At 46.0% G+C, this 19,699-nt stretch carries 15 protein-coding genes and 4 pseudogenes; 10 read left to right on the forward strand and 9 right to left on the reverse strand.

Going from position 1 to position 19,699, the window contains the following annotated elements:
* Window positions 1-40: 40 nt before the first annotated feature.
* Both LH86_RS09610 and LH86_RS09615 read left to right on the forward strand, forming a co-directional pair.
* Window positions 41-1,201, forward strand: a pseudogene (locus tag LH86_RS09610) (IS30 family transposase).
* A 179-nt stretch (window positions 1,202-1,380) separates the two neighbouring features.
* Window positions 1,381-2,403: a restriction endonuclease gene (locus tag LH86_RS09615; protein WP_052045561.1), complete on the forward strand. Its 1,023-nt coding sequence runs from the start codon at window positions 1,381-1,383 to the stop codon at window positions 2,401-2,403.
* Between the two features lie 85 nt (window positions 2,404-2,488).
* Here LH86_RS09615 and LH86_RS09620 read toward each other — a convergent pair whose 3' ends face one another.
* Window positions 2,489-3,217 (reverse strand): HNH endonuclease, encoded by a 729-nt coding sequence (locus LH86_RS09620; RefSeq protein WP_039300653.1) that lies wholly within the window; start codon window positions 3,215-3,217, stop codon window positions 2,489-2,491.
* Between the two features lie 269 nt (window positions 3,218-3,486).
* Here LH86_RS09620 and LH86_RS22015 point away from each other — a divergent pair.
* Window positions 3,487-3,615, forward strand: a pseudogene (locus tag LH86_RS22015) (IS1 family transposase); the annotation flags it as partial.
* 195 nt (window positions 3,616-3,810) lie between these two features.
* Here LH86_RS22015 and LH86_RS09625 read toward each other — a convergent pair.
* The 3 genes from LH86_RS09625 to LH86_RS09640 all read right to left on the reverse strand — a co-directional run bounded on the left by LH86_RS09625 (window position 3,811) and on the right by LH86_RS09640 (window position 6,403).
* A protein-coding gene (locus LH86_RS09625) for an IS3 family transposase (RefSeq protein WP_156107018.1) occupies window positions 3,811-4,922 on the reverse strand; the annotation gives its coding sequence in 2 pieces (ribosomal slippage) (window positions 3,811-4,661 and window positions 4,661-4,922; 1,113 coding nt in all).
* A gap of 74 nt (window positions 4,923-4,996) precedes the next feature.
* Window positions 4,997-5,461: a TIR domain-containing protein gene (locus LH86_RS09635; RefSeq protein ID WP_052045563.1), complete on the reverse strand. Its 465-nt coding sequence runs from the start codon at window positions 5,459-5,461 to the stop codon at window positions 4,997-4,999.
* A gap of 63 nt (window positions 5,462-5,524) precedes the next feature.
* Window positions 5,525-6,403: a macro domain-containing protein gene (locus LH86_RS09640; RefSeq protein ID WP_039300661.1), complete on the reverse strand. Its 879-nt coding sequence runs from the start codon at window positions 6,401-6,403 to the stop codon at window positions 5,525-5,527.
* A 405-nt stretch (window positions 6,404-6,808) separates the two neighbouring features.
* On the opposite strand from LH86_RS09640, the pseudogene LH86_RS22795 reads away from it, so the two are divergent.
* Window positions 6,809-7,294, forward strand: a pseudogene (locus LH86_RS22795) (Presumed portal vertex protein); the annotation flags it as partial.
* A gap of 21 nt (window positions 7,295-7,315) precedes the next feature.
* Here LH86_RS22795 and LH86_RS09645 read toward each other — a convergent pair.
* The 3 genes and pseudogenes from LH86_RS09645 to LH86_RS09655 form a co-directional block, all read right to left on the reverse strand.
* On the reverse strand, window positions 7,316-8,281 hold the full coding sequence (locus LH86_RS09645) for a retron St85 family RNA-directed DNA polymerase (protein ID WP_039300664.1): 966 nt from the start codon (window positions 8,279-8,281) through the stop codon (window positions 7,316-7,318).
* 151 nt (window positions 8,282-8,432) lie between these two features.
* Window positions 8,433-9,392: a retron St85 family effector protein gene (locus tag LH86_RS09650; RefSeq protein WP_052045564.1), complete on the reverse strand. Its 960-nt coding sequence runs from the start codon at window positions 9,390-9,392 to the stop codon at window positions 8,433-8,435.
* 79 nt (window positions 9,393-9,471) lie between these two features.
* Window positions 9,472-10,281, reverse strand: a pseudogene (locus LH86_RS09655) (IS3 family transposase); the annotation flags it as partial.
* 299 nt (window positions 10,282-10,580) lie between these two features.
* Between LH86_RS09655 and LH86_RS09660 the strand changes: the two are divergent.
* A complete protein-coding gene (locus tag LH86_RS09660; RefSeq protein WP_039300670.1) occupies window positions 10,581-11,057 on the forward strand; it encodes a WbuC family cupin fold metalloprotein in 477 nt (158 codons plus the stop codon).
* A gap of 212 nt (window positions 11,058-11,269) precedes the next feature.
* Here LH86_RS09660 and LH86_RS09665 read toward each other — a convergent pair whose 3' ends face one another.
* Window positions 11,270-11,734: a hypothetical protein gene (locus tag LH86_RS09665; RefSeq protein WP_039300673.1), complete on the reverse strand. Its 465-nt coding sequence runs from the start codon at window positions 11,732-11,734 to the stop codon at window positions 11,270-11,272.
* Between the two features lie 156 nt (window positions 11,735-11,890).
* On the opposite strand from LH86_RS09665, the gene LH86_RS09670 reads away from it, so the two are divergent.
* Entirely contained in the window at window positions 11,891-12,418 is a 528-nt protein-coding gene (locus tag LH86_RS09670; protein ID WP_039300676.1) for a hypothetical protein, read from the forward strand.
* Between the two features lie 467 nt (window positions 12,419-12,885).
* Here LH86_RS09670 and LH86_RS09675 read toward each other — a convergent pair whose 3' ends face one another.
* Window positions 12,886-14,379 (reverse strand): EAL domain-containing protein, encoded by a 1,494-nt coding sequence (locus tag LH86_RS09675; protein ID WP_081943006.1) that lies wholly within the window; start codon window positions 14,377-14,379, stop codon window positions 12,886-12,888.
* 695 nt (window positions 14,380-15,074) lie between these two features.
* Here LH86_RS09675 and fimA point away from each other — a divergent pair.
* The 4 genes from fimA (at window position 15,075) to LH86_RS09695 (ending at window position 19,694) form a co-directional block, all read left to right on the forward strand.
* Window positions 15,075-15,614 (forward strand): type 1 fimbrial major subunit FimA, encoded by a 540-nt coding sequence (gene fimA, locus LH86_RS09680; protein WP_039300680.1) that lies wholly within the window; start codon window positions 15,075-15,077, stop codon window positions 15,612-15,614.
* A 75-nt stretch (window positions 15,615-15,689) separates the two neighbouring features.
* Window positions 15,690-16,229 (forward strand): fimbrial protein, encoded by a 540-nt coding sequence (locus LH86_RS09685; protein ID WP_039300682.1) that lies wholly within the window; start codon window positions 15,690-15,692, stop codon window positions 16,227-16,229.
* 54 nt (window positions 16,230-16,283) lie between these two features.
* Window positions 16,284-16,988, forward strand: a complete 705-nt coding sequence (locus tag LH86_RS09690) for a fimbria/pilus periplasmic chaperone (protein WP_071842822.1) — start codon at window positions 16,284-16,286, stop codon at window positions 16,986-16,988.
* A gap of 72 nt (window positions 16,989-17,060) precedes the next feature.
* The gene (locus LH86_RS09695; protein ID WP_039300688.1) at window positions 17,061-19,694 is read left to right on the forward strand and encodes a fimbrial biogenesis usher protein; all 2,634 of its coding nucleotides are present in this window, start codon (window positions 17,061-17,063) and stop codon (window positions 19,692-19,694) included.
* Window positions 19,695-19,699: the final 5 nt, after the last annotated feature.

Genomic DNA, 19,699 nt, shown 5'->3' on the forward strand with positions numbered 1-19,699 from the left:
GCTGTGAGTTCAATGGGTCGATGCAACGGGGGACGTTGTCATGAAACGAAGAACTCGGATTAACTACACGCCAGAGCAGAAGGCGATTATCTGGGACAGATATAAGCAAGGTGATTCCCTGCATGATATCGCCAGAATGTTCGACAGATTTCATTCTTCCATTATGCCCACTATCCACCAGACAGGCGGCTACCGTCCTCCCGTGCGAAAGCGGCACCGATTAGCGCTTTCGCTTGATGAAAGAGAGGAGATATCCAGAGGGCTGGTAGCAAAACTCAGTATCAGGGACATCGCCGCCAAATTATCAAGAGCGCCCTCAACGATTAGCCGCGAGATCAGGAGGCACGGTGGTGCAAAACAATACCGTGCAGCAAAAGCCGATGCTACTGCATGGGAAAATGCGCGGAGACCAAAACCTTGCAAGCTAATTGAAAGCCCCGCATTGTGTAAAATCATTGCAGAGAAGATGCATCAGGACTGGTCGCCGGAATAGATCGCCGGTTGGCTGAAACGCTGTTATCCGGATAATCAGGAAATGCATGTGTCACACGAAACGATTTATAAAACGCTTTTTATACAAACCCGGGGAGCACTAAAAAAAGAGCTGCAGCAATGCCTCAGAAGCGGAAGAGCAGTGCGTAGATCCAGAACGTCATCGCTTAAAGGGAAAGGATTAGGGTCAATTCCGCACACGATACCTATCAGCGAAAGGCCACCCGAGGCCGCTGACAGAGCCATTCCAGGTCACTGGGAAGGTGACTTGATTCAGGGCTCGAAAAACTCCTATATCATCACCCTCGTAGAACGTCATTCCCGTTTTGTTATGCTGGCGAAGATCAGAGACAACAAGACCATAACGGTTATATCTGCACTCATCAGACAAGCCCGGGAATTACCTGCTGAGCTTTATAAAACATTAACTTGGGATCGTGGCGCTGAAATGACCAGCCACACACGATTTACTGTAGCGACAGACATTCAGATTTATTTTTGTGATCCTCAATCTCCTTGGCAACGTGGCTCAAATGAAAATACGAACAGATTGCTCAGACAATATTTTCCAAAAGGAACTGACTTATTGGTTCACAGCCAGCAAAGACTTAACAGTGTTGCCAGACAGCTCAACGAAAGGCCGAGAAAAACGCTAGACTATGAATCACCCGCAGAACGGTTCAATAAGTGTGTTGCGTCCATCAGTTGAACTCACAGCCAGAAGCGGACCTTGCAAGATTTTTGAATGCAAACGTTGTACCTCTACTGAGTTTGTTATATTACTAATGAATAGTCTGAAGTATTGATTTGAAATGGATGAGACCCCCTTAGGGGGGGGGTTAAATATATAAGCAAATGAAACTAATTTCATGCTTTGAGGATAGCTTAATGGGTACATGGATTACAATAAACACATCATTTAGGTCATTTTTTAGCGATAGAATAGGTTATAAGTCAGGGCTAGCGCTCAATAACAATGAAATGATTCAACTTTTAGATAAAGATGATCCACTATTTGATATTTTCACTAGTCAGAAAGAGGAATTGTGTCGCATCAGAACAAATCACATTGAAGATACTTTTCAAAAATTTTTGTATCGCCTAGGTGTCACATCACATGATTTTATTGGTCATGCACCAACATTGCTCGAGATGGAATTTAGGAATGATCCAAGCAGGAGAAAACTATTCCAACAGGTATTACGTTATCTTGGAGAGATTCACTTTGACAAAGGAAAACAATCGATATTCAACGATTTTAATGAAAACCAATACTATGAAAATATCCAAATACAATTTGGAAGTGAAGCGTTGATTATTGCACATCGGCTCGTTGAATTAACGAAAGATAGTGAAGAAGCTAGCCCTTGGGACTGGCTTTCAGCAAGAGTACTTGATTGGGAATCACCACTTGAGCTTAGAGACTTATTTGAGAGTGAATCATTATATGCAATGTACGGAAAGTTCATAGATCAAAGATATTTGAACTATTTATCAATTAATACTGAAAAACTCGGTTCAATGCATTGGAGACAGTTCGAAGCTCTAACCGCTGAGTACTTTGAACGAAAAGGATATAAAGTTGAGATAGGAAGTGGAAGAAATGATGGTGGCATTGATGTACGAGTTTGGCACCCTAATGCAAATGCCAGCGCACCTCCCGTTCAGCTTATTCAATGCAAACGAACAAAATCAAAAATTGACAAGGTGTTGGTAAAATCTCTCTGGGCAGATGTTATTGATGAAAATGCTAAGGGTGGAATAATTGTAACAACATCATCATTTTCTCCTGGTGCTCAAGAAATCTGTAAAGCTAGAAAATATCCTATTAGAGAAGTAAATAGGGAAAAAGTCATTCAGTGGTTAAATGAATTACGCAGAGTAGGTAGAGGCGTATTCATGGGCGATTAGAGTCAGGCACTGAGGTTGATTACTCGCTAAGAATTTAATGTCAGCTACTTGATGACGGTTAAAGGCGAGAAGGTGTTTAATATTATTATTTGCACGATGATATAAGTTCTTTCAATTTTTCCAAATCTAATTCATTGTTTTTAAAACGATGTACCATAGCATGGCAATTGGGACATAAAGGTATCAGATCATGTTCTGGATTGACCTTATAACGTTTTCCTATCATGTTCAAGGGTATGATATGATGTACATGGATAAAGCCTTTTCCATGATCACCATATTTCTTTTCAAAATCAAAATCACAAGCTTTACATTTATAACCATGAATCTTAATGCATGCCTCTCTAGCATCCTTATTTCGTTCATAAGAATTTACAGCCACTAAATTTCGAGTCCCTTCAAAATACTCTTCTTCTTCACCTATTTCATCAGGTAAGTAGTCGAATGCATTTCGGTATGCATACCAAGCTTCTCCATCATGTTTTATGTGAGCTTTTAAAATATTGTCACTAATTTTTCCTATTTTTGGTTCATCTTCATCATCACCAATATTCTCTTGATGAAAGATATATAGGCTATATCCTTGATCTAATAATTTCAAATGCTCGATTGCTTGAGAGTACCCTGGTTGTCGACGATTGTTTTTATACTCCCAATTTTTATGCATTATCAATGATTTATCATTGTCAGTATTGAAATCCCACGCACCAAAGATAACCATTTTTTCTTCATGGTTGGTAAATGACCAACTCCAGTTCCAGTTATTGCAAACCGCACCTTTAGATAATATAAATTGCTTACGTGATTCGCTCATGAGAGAGACCTTTATATGAATTTTTCGTGTTTTATCCTTGCACTATGCCAGTATTAAGATTGGGACACAATGAACAATGCCTCCCCATTTCAAGCAGACCTGCTTCGTTAATTTACACATGATAATGCTAGTAATACCTTACTGACGGATGATAACAATCGCCAACGTCCGCTCCTCGCTTCAGCCTTGTTAGTCTGTCCGCTGCGTGCCATAAGCGGACATGATTGCAAACTTAGTTAGCTATTAGAAAGGGGCCAACTAACAGAAAAAGGGTGGTGTTTTCAAAAAAGCACCCTACAGAAAAAATGTTCATGCAACGCATCGAGAGGAATAACCTGACTCTCCGCACGCGGGTTGAGAGGCTGGCCAGAAAGATGCTGTGGTTCTTAAAACCCTAGAGGCTGTACAAGAAAGAGATCGGTCTTTGTACCGAATTGCTCATTTTCAATTGATTGATTATATTGCCGAAAACATATGACTGTTAATCCACGCACCCTAATTTAAGATGCGCCTCAGGAGAATAATAGTGCAACCCAGTTTCCAAACTATGACTATGCACTGTATAGGTGAGTGCATGTGTAAGCATACCCGTTTTAGTTCCACACACTTTTTGAGATTTCCGGGTTTTCAGCCATCAGCCGGTACTCTTCCGGCGTCAGGTTGTTCAGGGATTCGTGAGGCCGCTCGCTGTTATATTCTGTCAGCCAGCGCTCTGTAATTTCCCGTGCTTCGTTCAGGGTTCTGAACAGGTAAAAATCCAGGATTTCTGTCCGGTACGTCCGGTTAAAACGCTCAATAAAGGCATTCTGCGTCGGCTTGCCGGGCTTGATAAATTCCAGTAACACACCATGCTCCTCAGCCCATTGTGCCAGCGCCAGTGAGACCAGTTCTGGCCCGTTATCCATCCGCATCTTTAGCGGATAACCGCGGTTTGCCACTATCCTGTCCAGCACTCTCACGACGCGTTGTGCCGGGATATTCAGGTCGATTTCTATCGCCAGGGCCTCACGATTAAAATCATCCACTACATTGAATGTCCGAAAGCGTCTGCCGCAGACCAGCGCATCGTGCATAAAATCTATCGACCAGCTCTGGTTAAGTGCCTCAGGCGTCGTCAATGGTGCCGGGTTACGTACTGGCAAACGCTGTTTTCCCCTGCGACGAAAATTCAGTTTTAGCAGACAGTAAATTCGGTGAACGCGTTTATGGTTCCAGGCGTTGCCTTGCCTGCGCAGCAGCTGGAACAGCTTCTTAAAACCATATCGCGGATAACGTTCTGCCAGTTCGGTCAGCGCCAGGATCACCGGTTCATCACGCCGGGTGTCAGGCTGATAAAAATACACCGTCCTGCTCAGCGATAATGTCCTGCACGCCTGGCGGATGCTCATGGAAAATTGTGCCGTCAGATAGCTGACGAGCTCCCGCTTTATCGCTGGTTTTAAAGCTTTTTTTCGATAACGTCTTTCAGGGCCCGGCATTCAAGGCTGAGATCGGCAAACATCTGCTTGAGACGACGGTTTTCGTCCTCAAGATCTTTCATCTTTTTGATATCTGAAGCCTCCATCCCGCCATACTTTGCTTTCCAGTTGTAGTACGAGGCTTCAGATATTCCCGCTTCGCGACAGACATCTTTGACGGTGCGGCCTGCTTCGACAGACTTTAGTACGGTGATGATCTGGTGCTCAGTGAATCGGGCTTTACGCATGGCGATCTCCTCAGGGGACATAATCAGTATGTCGGAAGATCTCTAAAAGTGAATGGTGTGTTTTGCAGGGATACTTACACATGCAGTAAAGCTAGTTTTTTGAATGGAATATGGATAGCCCTAGCACTTCCATTTTCTATACACTCTTTGAGTGCAAGAGGCCAGCGATGGCTCCACGCTGAAGGGGCCAACATTTGATTTAAATCTGTATAAGCGCAGATTAGTGGAAGTCCGTAGGTGTCGACAGCCTTCTCAATTTCATATGAAAGCATACTCCCAGTCTGGCGTGTTTCATCACTTAAGATGATAACGATATTTTTTGATGCGGCAAGACGGTCCCGAATACGCGCTTCGAGTGTTGCTTTTAGACTAGAGTCTCGTACTGCTGAAGTTTTATCGTGACTGTTCACATATTTAAAATCGTGACCCTTACCCGCTGCCCATGCCTGAATTGAGGCATAATAACGAAAGTCTGATTTTGTTGGATCAGTTTCACTTAAGCCATCGAAAGCTATATAATTTCCATTTCTGTAAGCCATATTTTCCTCCTATAGCTATAAATCATAGTGATTTCAACTTACTACGTTACTATTCTTATATAATTAAGCATTAAGACTCTGACTTAGATAGTCTCTCACTTGGAACAAATTTAATGAGAATTTTGATGCATCCTCAGGTCGGACTATGATACATAACTTATTGGAAAATACCTGTTCTTGAGTCGCATCGGCAAAAGATTGAGCAATGCGCTCTATTATTTTCTTTCTAGGTATAGCCACCCGTCCTCTTCCTGTTCCCATCAGCGGCATAATCACATCACCTAATTCCCCTTTTCGAGCCATATTTGACCATAGACCTTCAAGAGCCTCTTCCAGCATTCTTACATTTGAAAATGCTGTTCCTACAGAATTAATATCTGACATTGCGAGAAAATAAAAATTCTTGCCATGCGCTGATACGCGCGCGACAGTACCTAAAGGATATTTTTTTCGTTTACCGGGCTTGCCATCAACTTCAATATAATTTTCACTAGCAAGTGATTCTTCAATCTGCCGATCAATTTCTATTGTTTGGCCATTAAAAAATTGAGTTGCAAATTGACCCTGCAAACTATTTGTAGATATTAGACCTGAACTCATGTCAGTATCAAATGTGGTGTTTGAGCTAATTATTATCTCACCACTCTCCTTGAATAAATCACTTATTTTTACTTCAAACGTGTAATCTTTCTTAGGTACTTTATAAGATACTCGTGACACTGGACGTCGTGTGAATATCACAAAAATAATGGCCAAGACTATAAGAATTAAAATTCCGTAATTACTATACTGCCCTTTCTCGTAAATCTTAAAAGTATCAGCCAAATTGATTAACAAATATAATACGCCCAGAGCAGAAAAAAACTTTGCTATTGCCTCGCCTGAAAACAAAGCATATCTCCAATACGCTGTAGTTCTCACCGACTCCCACCAATATTTCATCTCGCAGCCCCAGTTTTTATTACTATGATTTTTCCGGTTATTTCTAGTATGTATCGTGCTTGGGAATTTGTCTTAGGGTAATTTTACGCACTTAATTATCTAGAAATAAATAAAACAGAGTGTTTTAGTTAAAAATAGAGATACACACGCGGAAAGTACATCAAAAGCTTGGGATAATAGATTACTCTCCACCTGCTTTTCTCACACTTGTGACGCTAAAAGCAGCGTTAACTCTACTTGCATGCTATCTACAGTCGACACTAGTCATGCTTCATATGATTCAACAGCTTGTATTCATTAGTCAAGTAATTAAAAAATTAAATCTAGAAAATGATGTTATTTTAGTACTACCGCGTATTGTTGTCGTAGTTAGCAAGGATCATGAAATTTAGCGATTCTAACGCTAAATACCTGAGTGCACTAAATTTCGCGTAGTTGAATGAATCTGCCACACTGTTTCGTCGCAAGTATTACCAGAACGGTGCACACGCGGGATACATCATGTACGTCACAGATGCCATGAAAAAAATCATCGACGTCAAACCTTTACGTGATGCTAAGGGCAATTCAAAGGAACTCGGGAATTTTAATAATCTGTTTTTTACGCGCCCAACGGAAAACCGGACGGTATTAAGATCGTGCTGCTGAGTGATGTCGCTACGAAAGATGATTTTTCATCTCAAAAAAGTAGGCCCTGAAGATCTCTGGGGTGCCCATGGGGTTCCTCCAAAAATGATGGGAATAATACCAAACAACGCTAAAGGATTTAGGGGTATAATAAAACCTGTACAGGTTTTTTCGGAATGAAATGGTCCTGCTTCAAGAATGAAAGAAATAAGTGAGTGGGCTAGGGCGGAAACTATAACTTTCAGACGCTACTGTTTAGTATAATTATATTGCGCACAATTAGTATTAACCGAGATTAAATAGCTTGTCCAAATCAAGGTTAAATTTCTTATTCATTTTTTGCGCAAAAACAACAAGCCGTCTGTGGTTTTTCTCATCTACACTCTTTGTAAAAGCCAACAATCCACCAACATGTGCATAATCGTGAGAGCGCCCAACGGAAAGATAATGTATCTTGCTTTTTATTTCTCTAAATTTTTGTCGTCCTATGCCAACATCATCAATTGACAATACTAATCCAGTAATTTTTTTTTGTTTTCTTGGTCCACTAATAACCACTTTTTTATAGTTAACAGTTAATTGTTCAGTAGGTATTATAGAAAATAAAAAATCCTTTGCTTTTTCAATCTTCTTTAACGACTGAGCCGAAAGAGTAATATCGTCAGCGTAACGAGTAAAGATAATGCCTCGTCTTCCTGCATAACCATGAATCCTGTGATCAAGCCTCATGCAAACAAGGTTCGCCAATTTAGGCGATGCGGGGGATCCCTGCGGTAACTTATTTTTAAAACAACAAATCTTTGTCAAAACTGAAGATATGTACTTATTATAACCCAACGAATTAAACACAGTGTAAATTTTATTAGAAGAAATGCTAGGAAAGAAATCCTCTAAATCAATATTTAATACAAAGTTCGAACCAACATGTGGGTTCGCATTGTCTTTTATGGACTGGCCTCGCTCAAAACCAGTTGAAAAAGGTGACGAATTAAGTTTGTCTAATATATTTCTTAAAACCCACGCTTGCAAAGCCTTGAGCCTTCGAGAGGGTTGACAAATCACCCTTTCGCCTTTTTCTGTACCTGTTTTTGGTACACCATAAACTTTGTAAAAGTCATCCGCTCTTGTGATTAACAAGGTTAAAAGTTCGACAGATAGTCGCATTTCCCTTGACATATCTGTTAGCGAAGACATCACAGGCAGACCAAAGTTACGTAAGCGAAAAACGTCGGTACTGGAGAAATTGTTCATGAAAGCGCACACCCTTACGTCATAAATATCAGGTTTCCTCGCTCTCAGAGAACATCGGGAGATGTTCTCTGAGTTCGAGGTAAACTGCCAAAACAGTAGATTTAATGCAGGACAGCGAAACACTATCCAGTCACCTCTTACAAGGGACTCGCTAAGGGTGCGCTGAGAAAATCCTACCATAGTTCAATGATATATTGCTACGATTTTCAAAGTTCATCATTTCAAGTCTTAGCTTGTCTAAAACTAGCCGATCAAACCTAAGTAGTACATATTCCATACCAGCGTCTGTAATGTGATAACCTTCTGATGTCCTAACAATAACTCGCTCTTTCATCAGTTTTGATAATGCAGATTTTACAATAATTTCGCACAATGTATTTGCCTTTCCTGTAGCTTTACTTAACAAGTCATAAAGCAATACATTATTGATACCATCCATAAGGTATATGCATGGCAAGATAAATCTATCCGCCATCAATATATTATCTATACTTTTCTTTACGGGTGATTTTTTTTGAACATTTCTAATGCTTTTCATCAGGGACTGATAAAACTCCTCATTTAATAGGGCATTATCAAGGATGTTAAAATCACACCTAAGCACTGATGTTGAACTATTTTTCTTAAGTAACCGTATTGGTCCATAATTTAAGAAGCTTTTCTTAAATCTAAATTTATTATCTTGTATACATATCATTTTTGATGCTAATTTTTCATTATTTGCAAAAGCCCCAAGTTCAGAATATGAACCGGGGCTTTCAGGGGTTATTATTATCGCATCCACAGATTCAGCGAGCATATTCTCCATACTTAAAAGACTGTATTGCCCCTGTCCAGCAAGAAGGTCATCAAATAAATCCTCTGGATAGAAAATCTCCAGCTTATCATTTCTCGATAAAACTTTAGAAATTTTATATCGTCCATATTTACTATCGTTAACATCCCCTCCACACAAGAAAATTGTCACTTTATTACGTTTCTCGCTGAAGAGGTTGTTTTTTATTACGTTGGCGAATTCAAATTTTTGTTTTTCTGAAAATATTATCGAATTCTTAAAAAGTTTCATATTGACACCCATAGGATCATGTATAAATTTTTTAACATTTTTCATCCGACAGTGCAATGCTCTCCCCGTCACGACTGCTGGCTTACTGGGACCGTTGACCTGCCCCCAGGATTAGATACAACCTTCAGCTAGTAATGTCGGTTGGTTTTTCTTCATATTTCCCGTTTCGCCAGTCCGCTGCAAATTCAGCCGGAGTCTGGTAGTTCAGCGATGAATGGGGACGACACTCGTTATAATCCTGCCGCCAGTCATTAATCTTTTTCCGGGCGTGAACGATATCGCTGAACCAGTGCTCATTGAGACACTCATCCCTGAATCGTCCGTTAAAACTTTCAATAAATCCGTTCTGTGTTGGCTTGCCCGGTTGGATAAGCCGCAGCTCCACCCCATGCTCATAAGCCCACTGGTCAAGTGCTCTGCAGGTAAACTCCGGCCCCTGGTCCGTTCTTATCGTCGCCGGATAGCCGCGAAACAGTGCAATGCTGTCCAGAATTCGCGTGACCTGCACGCCTGAAATCCCGAATGCAGTGGTAATTGTCAGACACTCCTTCGTGAAGTCGTCCACGCAGGTCAGGCACTTGATCCTGCGACCGGTGGCCAGCGCGTCCATGACAAAATCCATCGACCAGGTCAGGTTGGGCGCCTCCGGGCGGAGCAGCGGCAGACGTTCTGTTGCCAGCCCTTTACGACGTCGTCTGCGTTTTACGCCCAGCCCGTTAAGGTGGTAAAGGCGGTACACGCGCTTGTGATTAACATGAAGGCCTTCACGGCGCAGTAACTGCCAGATGCGTCGGTAGCCAAAACGCCTGCGCTCCAGTGCCAGCTCAGTGATGCGCCCTGATAAATGCGCATCAGCCGCCGGACGCTGAGCCTCATAGCGGCAGGTCGACAGGGACAAACCTGTAAGCCTGCAGGCACGACGTGACCTGCCCCCATTAATCAACACACCCCAACCTGACCAATGTCTTCATCAGCCACATGAGGACCTCTCCATGAAAAAGCGTTTTACTGCCAACTATCGCATTGCCACTCTGAAGCAAATCCTGGCCGGAACACCAGTGTCATTGTAAATACACCCGTTCTGGGGCTATGGGACATCAGCAGCAGCGTCTATAATCCGGGCAGAGATTTTTCCTGCTAAAGTCGTGGCTAATTGTCCGTTGAGATAGCATCAAACCTTGCGACAGCCGGGTTCCTGGTTGCCGCGAGCGACCTACATTCACAAAGGTTAATATGAAACAAATTACGTTCAGCGATCTACAAAAACAAAGCGAGCAGGCCGCAAATTCCCCTCGCTTACGTGCCAATCGTAATCTCCATCCTGAATTGAGCGATCCTGTTCAGCGCCTGGCTATTGCCATGGAACCGGGTACCTATGTTCGCCCTCACCGCCACCCGCACACGTTCGAGCTGCTGACACCCCTTAGCGGGCGCTTTTTGGTATTGCATTTTGATGACAAGGGCAACGTGACCCAGCGGGCTGTGTTAGGTGAAGACTGTAAGGTGCTGGAGACAGATGCCGGGACCTGGCATGCGGTGTTGTCGCTGGACAAAGGTGGGGTTATTTTTGAGGTAAAATATGGGGCGTACCAGCCCGTAGCTGAGCAAGATATGGCCCCATGGGCACCCGCCGAGAACGAGCCGGGAACGGCTGAGTTGATGAAATGGTATGCCGTGGCGCAAGTGGGAGATGGCGGTTTTTCCCGGTAAGTACACTTTCCTGGCCTGGCGAAATAAAATTAAAGCCGTATACCACGGCTTTAATCCATTCTGATCTCGTATTTTCAACTGAACTTGACCCTGATTATGTTCGGGGTCAGGATCAGCAACCTTATCGATCGCCAGAAATTAAGGCGTTCTAACAGCCTATAAGGCAACCAGAGGTATGGCGTTTAATTCAGCCGCGATGCCTCCGCATCAGATTAAATCTTCGGGCCTTCCAGGTGGCATTGATACGCGGTGCCGCCGTGTTCGGCCACAAACCAGTCAACTGCGCCGCCTGTAAGGCGATTGATTTCCACATTGGAAACCAGGCCCCAGGTTTTTTGGTCCCGTGAACCTTCGATTTTATAGGCGATCTCTTTGTCATTGACGACCGGCTGCACTACCCGGAACCAGGTATCGTCGCGGCCCTGCGGTTCACCGCCGATGTCCACGATCACCGCTTCGGTCATCCACTGGGTAGTCTGGCCGTTGCCCACGCAGGTGCTGCCTTTATCGGCCTGAATATCGAAACACAGCTGGTCGTTATCCAGATAAGGTGCGGGCCAAATCTCCGAGGAGGTCGTTGAGCTCTTATCTTGTGGCTCGCAGACAATGAGCGAAGGTTTAGCCGCCACGGCGGGCAGGCTCAGGAATAGAGCAAAGGCGAAGTATTTGCGTTTCATTACCGACAGTCCATATTCGTAGTAAAAGGGAGAGCTAACGTCAATGCCGTTAATTTAGTGAGTGCCATTGTCTTAACCAACAAGATTATACTGCTATTAAACAACAACTCGAGTGCTCTATAATCCCGGCACTAAAAATACCGCAGGGAATTTATAATGAAGTCAATTCTTGCAGGCAGCGCTGTCGTTGGGGCTGCACTTATCGTTTCATCCTTAATTAGTTCCGGTCCGGTTTTATTTAAGAGTGAAAATATTATCTCCGTCACCGGCGGTTCAGTGAAGCTCGGTAACATCTACGATGAGCATAAAGTCGTCTCTGTGAAAATGATTTTCGATGACAACGTCGCGAATCAGGAATTTTTGGAGCAGGCGAATGCGGATGATTATAAATCCGCCTTTAAAGACAAGCTCACCGAGCTGGCGGATTTAATCAATAAAGGCCGTAAAGAAGACGAGAAAACGACGGCAGAAGGCCTGAAACTGACTAAAGCCGCAAAATTAGAAATCACCACTGCAGTAAGGTACCGCAGCGAATACCAGCCGGTATTCACCCTGGTGCTGGGCAAGAAAACGGTTGATTTACCGGTTGACACTCATCTGTACGCCAAATCTATTGAATCTGTGGATGCTTTCCTGAAGGAGCAGAAACCGCAGTTTGACTCGGCGCTGTACCTCAAAAAATAGTCCTTTCAGCATCATAAAGCCCGTTAAAACGGGCTTTAACCTAGCCTTTCGCATTAGCTTCTAAACCCATTGCTCTTGCAAATCTGAACGTGGTTCTCAGGGGAAGCGTCAGTTTATCCGCATAGTGGCTTGTGTTTCCGCTGCCTTGCTGGCGGCATAGCCGTACATCATGTCTTTATCATCATCCATTGTTCCCAGGAAGCAGCGCTTCACTGCAAAGCTGCCATAACCACCCCTGGTCAGGCTTATCCGGTGGCGGACGGAATTAACCTGAACAAGGTCGCGGCAATGAATGAATACTACACGCTGCTTATATATTCATAATATGTGCATACGACCGGCAGTTTATTAATCACCAGACTGACAATAAATAATGGATCTGAGACAGAATGTTATCTTCTGTCTGCTAAATAAATGCGAGTTGTGGAGGTTTTTTATAAGCCGAATGACACTATTATATCTGTGGGTTATTGAAGTCCGCGGAAAACTAAGGCATCTAACTCCTCACGGAGCACTGGTTTAGAAATGTAGTACCCCTGAAATAAATTGACGCCCATTTGCTTCAGCATAATAAATTTTTGCAGGCTATCAACACCTTCTGCGATGCACTGGCTACCTGTCACGCTGGCATAATAGATTAGACTATCAATAAGATTTTTATCATCGTGGTTATTGATAAACGTTTCTACAATGTAACGGTCCAGCTTATAGCTATTAAATTTTATCTGCCTGACTGGAAACGCAACGCTATTTTTGGCGAAGCAGTCATCCAGCGCGAGCTTTACGCCCAGCCCGGTAAGCTGATTTAATACGGTTACCGTCTTAGACTCATAGCTTAAATCCACATTTTCGTTGATATCCAATACCAGGCAGCGTATCCAGGCCTGATCAAGCAGCTGGGCTTTGGCTGTCTCAACAATTTTAAACAGGGCTGTGCTCTCAGTGAGGGCTCGTGGAATATTGACTGAAAATTCCAATTTCCCCGCATAGTTATTTATATTCACCACGGCTTCTCTGATGATGTAGGCCGTGAGCATGATCCACGTTTCTCGCGTCCTGATATCATGGAAAAAGTCTCTCGGCAACAATACATTGCCGTTGGTGTACCAGCGGCAGAATATCTCAAACCCTACGATCTGCTTCTCGCTGTCCACAATAGGCTGGAAAACGGGGAAGATCAGGCCATGTTGCAGGGCATGGGTGATTTTTCTCTCCTCACTGCTGAGCAGTCTGGTTGTTAACCCCCTGGATTTCGACTGGCGCTGTGCTTTGCGATGCCTGCCCGGCAACAGTCTGGCCATCATCGGGTGAATAGCCGCCAGTTTTTTTAACCCGCTCGAACGCAGGTTATAAAGCGTTTTAGTACTGAAGTTTTTTATTGCCGCTGCGTCCTCTTTATCAGAGATACTGAAAAGCTCCAGCAGCGTATTGACCTCATGGATAGTGAGCCCTTCGTGGCGTAAGCCGCCATTGCGTTCTTCCTGCCTGGCAAGCGAGACAAGCGTGGGAATGTTTTTAATGTCTTTATGCAGCGTATTTCTGAGTTTTATCACGCTGGTATAGATGCTGACTCCCCTGATGGTACTGAGGTTCGAGTTTCGCGGCATCACATTTTTAAAATAACTAAACAGCCATGAAGATGACAGTCCACTTATGATCAGGATATTTATTTTATGGTGATGAATTTGTAATAACGATATCAGGCTTTTCAGCGTCATCAGCATCTGAAAGGGATCTTCAGGAATAAAAACAATTAGATGGTTAAATTCATCGTTTTCATTTTTTTTAGAGAGCAGTCGACTGCTTTTCTCCGGACTAATCAGTTTTGTATTCATTCCTTTTTCACGAAGCAATGCAGAAAGCCCTGTTGCAGAAAAATGACAGGCAGAAAGTATGTGATAAACAAACTCAACGTGGGAATGTTGAGATGGCACAGGCAATAACGGTGAGGTTATATTCATATCAATTATCCATTAGTCATTATTTTATATACCCGATGCAATAGGCTTTATTGCGTGGTATATCCTCGCCAGAGGTATTTTTGATATGTGAAAGCCTGGCCGGCGCAGTATGAAAAATGTCTGCGTCAGGTGTTACGATTTTGATGTGCAAGCTAAGATTTGCAGTGCAATGCCAGATTAATGATGCATGTTAAATTCCTTTTTAGAAAATCCGCTCGGGGGAAGTCGCCTGTAATATGAATGATAAATTCAATGCAATGAATATTTTATAATTATTTTAAGTGGAAGCATCCCTGTTGGTTTTTTGATTTTTGCCTGTTTTGAATTTTTGGAAACGTTACTGTGTCGCCTCTAGTTTCTTTACAGCGTATGGAATGTCAATAGAAATTAATTTCTAAATCGTGATTGGGAATAACCTCAGGGAAAATTCTTAATAGGATTAAATATAAAAAGCATTTAAAATCAATGCAATGTGATGATATTGATGTTTTGTTAAATATAATTTCAAAACCAATTTAAGATACTTTATTAATATTTCACCCCGGCTCCCCACCAATATTGAGAGGGTAGCTCTCTTAGGGGCGAGCTTATGTGAATAGGCGATCGTTTCGTGAAGCTGAAACATAGGTCTTATGGAAGGCATAGCGACTGCCGGTTCTGATTCGTTTTAGTGAAATTGTTTAAAGGAATAAATTATGAAAATCAAAAATCTGGCTTTCGTTGTACTGTCAGCCCTCTCTCTGAGCTCGGGAGCGGCTTATGCCGTTACGGTTAACGGTGGCACCGTTCATTTCAAAGGTGAAATTGTTAACGCGGCCTGCGCCGTTGATGCGGGTTCGGTGGACCAGACTGTTCAACTGGGTCAGGTACGTTCAGCCCGACTGGCAGCGGTAGGCAGCACCAGTTCTGCGGTGGGTTTCAACATCCAACTGAACGACTGCGATACCACTGTTTCCACTAAAGCCTCCGTTGCGTTTTCTGGCGTAGCCGTAACCGGTAAACCCGACACGCTGGCAATTCAGGGTCCTGCGGCGGGCGGTGCGACTAATGTGGGGATTCAGATCCTCGACAGCACCAGCACACCGCTGGCACTGGATGGGGCAACCTTCAGCGCCAAAACCACGCTGAATGATGGCACCAATATTATTCCTCTGCAGGCTCGTTACATCGCGCTGGGTGCGGCTACGGCCGGTACCGCTAACGCGGACGCGACCTTTAAAGTTCAGTACGAGTAATCAGTCAGTCATACAGGGAAATCACTCGGGGCCAGGGACGGCCCGTCATCTACTACGGATTTGAAGGTGATAACGATGAGAGGAATAAAGTGGGTTCTATTGAGCGTTCTTCTGCCCTCGCTGGCGCTGGCCGGTAACAGAACGCATGTCATGCTGCCAGGCGGCAATATGCGCTTCCAGGGCACGATCGTTGCCGAATCTTGCCGCGTAGAGGCGGGCGACCGTCAAATGACGGTTGAAATGGGCAGGATCAGCAGCAATCGCTTCCACGCGCCAGGCGAAGACAGCGACCCGGTGCCTTTCGCTCTCCACCTTCAGGACTGTAATACCAATGTTAGCCGGCACGTTGGCGTGGCGTTTATGGGCGTTGCTGACGGCAAAAACCCGGCGGTACTCTCGGTGGGCGAGGGGCCCGGCATAGCTGAAGGCGTGGGCGTTGCCCTCTTTGATGCCGAGGAGCGCCAAATCCCATTGAATGCCCCTGCAAAGGCGTGGACCCGAATATACGCCGGGCCAAACACTCTTCATTTTATCGCCAAATATCGCGCCACCGGGCATCAGGTTACCGGCGGGCTGGCGAATGCCCAGGCCTGGTTTTCTCTGACCTACCTGTAGCCTGAATGCGGGCATAGTGGACACAAACAGCAACGACAAGGACAAGGTGCGAGCGTGACAAAAAGCTTACTAAGAGGTCGCGGTTTACTGGCGGCGATGATGATAGCTGCGGCGATGGGCTTTATGGCTCGAGCAGAGGCAGGGGTGGCGTTAGGGGCAACTCGCGTTATTTATCCTGAAGGGCAAAAACAGGTGCAGCTGGCGGTGACAAGCAACGATGAAAAAAGCACTTACCTTATTCAGTCGTGGGTGGAAAACGCCAGTGGTGATAAAGACAGCCGGTTTGTGATAACCCCACCGCTGTTTGCCATCAAAGGGAAGAAAGAAACCACGTTACGCATTTTAGATGCGACCAATAACCAGCTGCCGAAGGATCGGGAGAGCCTGTTCTGGCTGAACGTGAAAGCCATTCCTTCCATGGAAAAATCAAAGCTGAATGAAAACACGCTCCAGCTGGCAATCATCAGCCGAATCAAACTTTATTACCGCCCGGATAATCTGCCTTTGGCCCCTGAGAAAGCGGCAGAAAAACTGACCTTTAGCCGCAGCAACGGCCAGCTGATTTTAAATAATCCCACCCCGTATTACCTGACGGTAACGGATATTAATGCGGGTACCCGGGTACTGGACAACGCGCTTGTCCCGCCGCTCGGGAAAACCTCCGTGAAGCTACCGGCCGATGCCGGGGCCAACATTACTTACCAGACCATCAACGACTACGGTGCGCTGACGCCACGGATGCAGGGCGTTATGCAGTAATTCAGGACAGGCCGTCCTGCGTTAAATAACAACGAAGAACTGACTGCCGGGCGAATGCGGACCGGAGGGACAATGTCACATCTAAAATATGGATTAGCGCGTTTAGGCTCCCGTCGCCCACGGCGCAAATTAGCTTCTTTTTTTACTCTGGCACAAACGCCGCTGGCGCTTTTAATTGCTATGCAGGCCTGTTCCGCCCATGCAGATTTGTATTTTAACCCGCGCTTTTTAGCCGACGACCCTTCAGCGGTGGCTGATTTGTCCAGTTTTGAAAGCGGGCAGGAAGCGCCGCCGGGGACTTACCGCGTCGATATTTATCTCAACGAAGGGTTTGTCACTACCCGGGACGTTAAATTCGAGGCAGCAAAGAACAGCAGCGGCCTGGCTCCCTGCCTGACGCGTGAGCAATGGGCCGGAATGGGCGTTAACGTGGCGGCCATCGCCGGCATGAATGCCCTGGCGTCGGGCGCCTGTGTGCCGATGACTGAGCTCATCCCGGAGTCCACTGCCGGGTTTGATGTCGGCCTGCAAAGGCTGAACCTTACGGTGCCGCAGGCGTTTATGGGCAACCGGGCAAGGGGGTACATCCCGCCTGACCGCTGGGATAACGGCATTAATGCCGGTCTGCTGAATTACAATTTTACCGGCAATAGCGTGCAAAACGATCGGGGGGGTAACAGCAATTATGCGTGGCTGAACCTGCAGAGCGGGATCAACCTCGGGGCATGGCGGCTGCGTGACAACACCACCTGGAGCTACAACAGTGGCGGCGGCAGCTCAGCGAACGAAAATAAATGGCAGCACGTCAACACCTGGCTCGAGCGCGATATTATTTCCCTGCGCTCCCGTTTAACGCTGGGCGACAGCTATACAGACAGCGATATTTTTGACGGGATCAATTTCCGGGGGGCTCAGCTAGCCTCCGACGATAATATGCTGCCTGACAGCATGAAAGGGTTTGCGCCGGTGATTCGCGGCATTGCCCGGGGCACGGCGCACGTCATCGTCAAACAAAATGGCTATGAAATCTATCAGGGCACCGTTCCGCCCGGCCCGTTCACGATTAACGATCTCTATGCTGCCACTAGCGGCGGCGATCTGCAGGTCACTATCAAAGAAACAGACGGCAGCAGCCAAATCTTTAGCGTGCCGTGGTCATCCGTGCCCGTTTTACAGCGCGAAGGGCGCACCCGTTTTTCTCTGACCGCCGGGGAATATCGCAGCGGTAATCGCCAACAGGAAGAGCCTAAGTTCTTCCAGGGCACAGTGCTGCAGGGGTTGCCTGATGGCTGGACGCTTTATGGCGGCAGCCAACTGGCCGACCGTTACCGCAGTTTCAACCTTGGCGTAGGGAAAAACATGGGCGTACTGGGGGCGTTGTCGATGGACGTCACCCAGGCCAACGCTAAGCTTGCGGATGACAGCGAACACCAGGGGCAGTCGCTTCGCTTCCTCTATAACAAATCGCTGAATGAACTGGGCACTAACATCCAACTGGTGGGTTATCGGTATTCAACCAGCGGCTATTTTACCCTCGCCGACAGCGCCTACAGCCGGATGAGCGGTTACCGCGTGGAAACGCAGGACGGTGTGATTCAGGTTAAGCCTAAGTTTACCGACTACTACAACCTTGCCTACAACAAGCGCGGCAGGGTGCAGCTGAGTCTGACCCAACAGTTGGGCAGAACGACAACGCTTTATCTCAGCGGCAGCCACCAGACCTACTGGAATAGCAGCAGCGCCGACGAGCAGATACAGGTCGGCTTGAACAGCTCAGTGGATGACATCAACTGGACGGTCAGCTATAGCCTGACCAAAAACGCCTGGCAGGAGGGACGTGACCAAATGCTGGCGGTAAACGTCAATATACCGTTCAGCCACTGGCTGCGTTCCGACAGTAAATCCGTCTGGCGTAACGCCAACGCCAGCTACAGCGCTTCTCACGATCTTAATGGCCGCATGACCAACCTGGCCGGGCTGTACGGCACGCTGCTGGAAGACAATAACCTGAGCTATAGCGTGCAGACCGGCTATGCAGGCGGCGGGCACGGGAACAGCAGCAGCACGGGTTATGCCGCGCTTAATTATCGCGGTGGATACGGCAACGCGAACGTGGGCTATAGCCGCAGCGACGGCATGAAACAGGTTTATTACGGCGCAAGCGGTGGGGTACTGGCGCACGCGGATGGCGTGACTTTCAGCCAGCCGCTGAACAGCACGGTCGTGCTGGTGAAAGCCCCTGGAGCCGGTGACGTCAAAGTCGAAAACCAAACCGGCGTGCGTACCGACTGGCGCGGTTATGCCGTGCTCCCGTACGCCAGCGATTATCGCGAAAACAGGATCGCGCTGGATACCAACACGCTGGCCGACAACGTTGACCTTCAGGATGCCGTCACCAACGTGGTGCCAACTCACGGCGCCGTGGTGCGTGCGGAATTCAAGCCACAGGTCGGGGTGAAAATGCTCATGACGCTGACCCACAACGGCAAGCCTGTGCCTTTCGGGGCCGTTGTGACCGCCGAAGGCCTGCCGGTGAGCAGTATTGTGGCCGACGGTGGGCAAGTCTATCTGAGCGGCATGCCGCTGGTGGGCAAGGTGTTGGCCAAATGGGGAGACGGGCCGGGCGCCAGCTGCGTGGCGGACTATCGTCTGGGGGAAGAGAGCCAGAAGCAGATGCTGAGCTCGCTTTCGACGCTGTGTCGCTAAGGAAT

The organism is Cedecea neteri (assembly GCF_000758325.1).
GTDB classification, from domain to species: domain Bacteria; phylum Pseudomonadota; class Gammaproteobacteria; order Enterobacterales; family Enterobacteriaceae; genus Cedecea; species Cedecea neteri_B.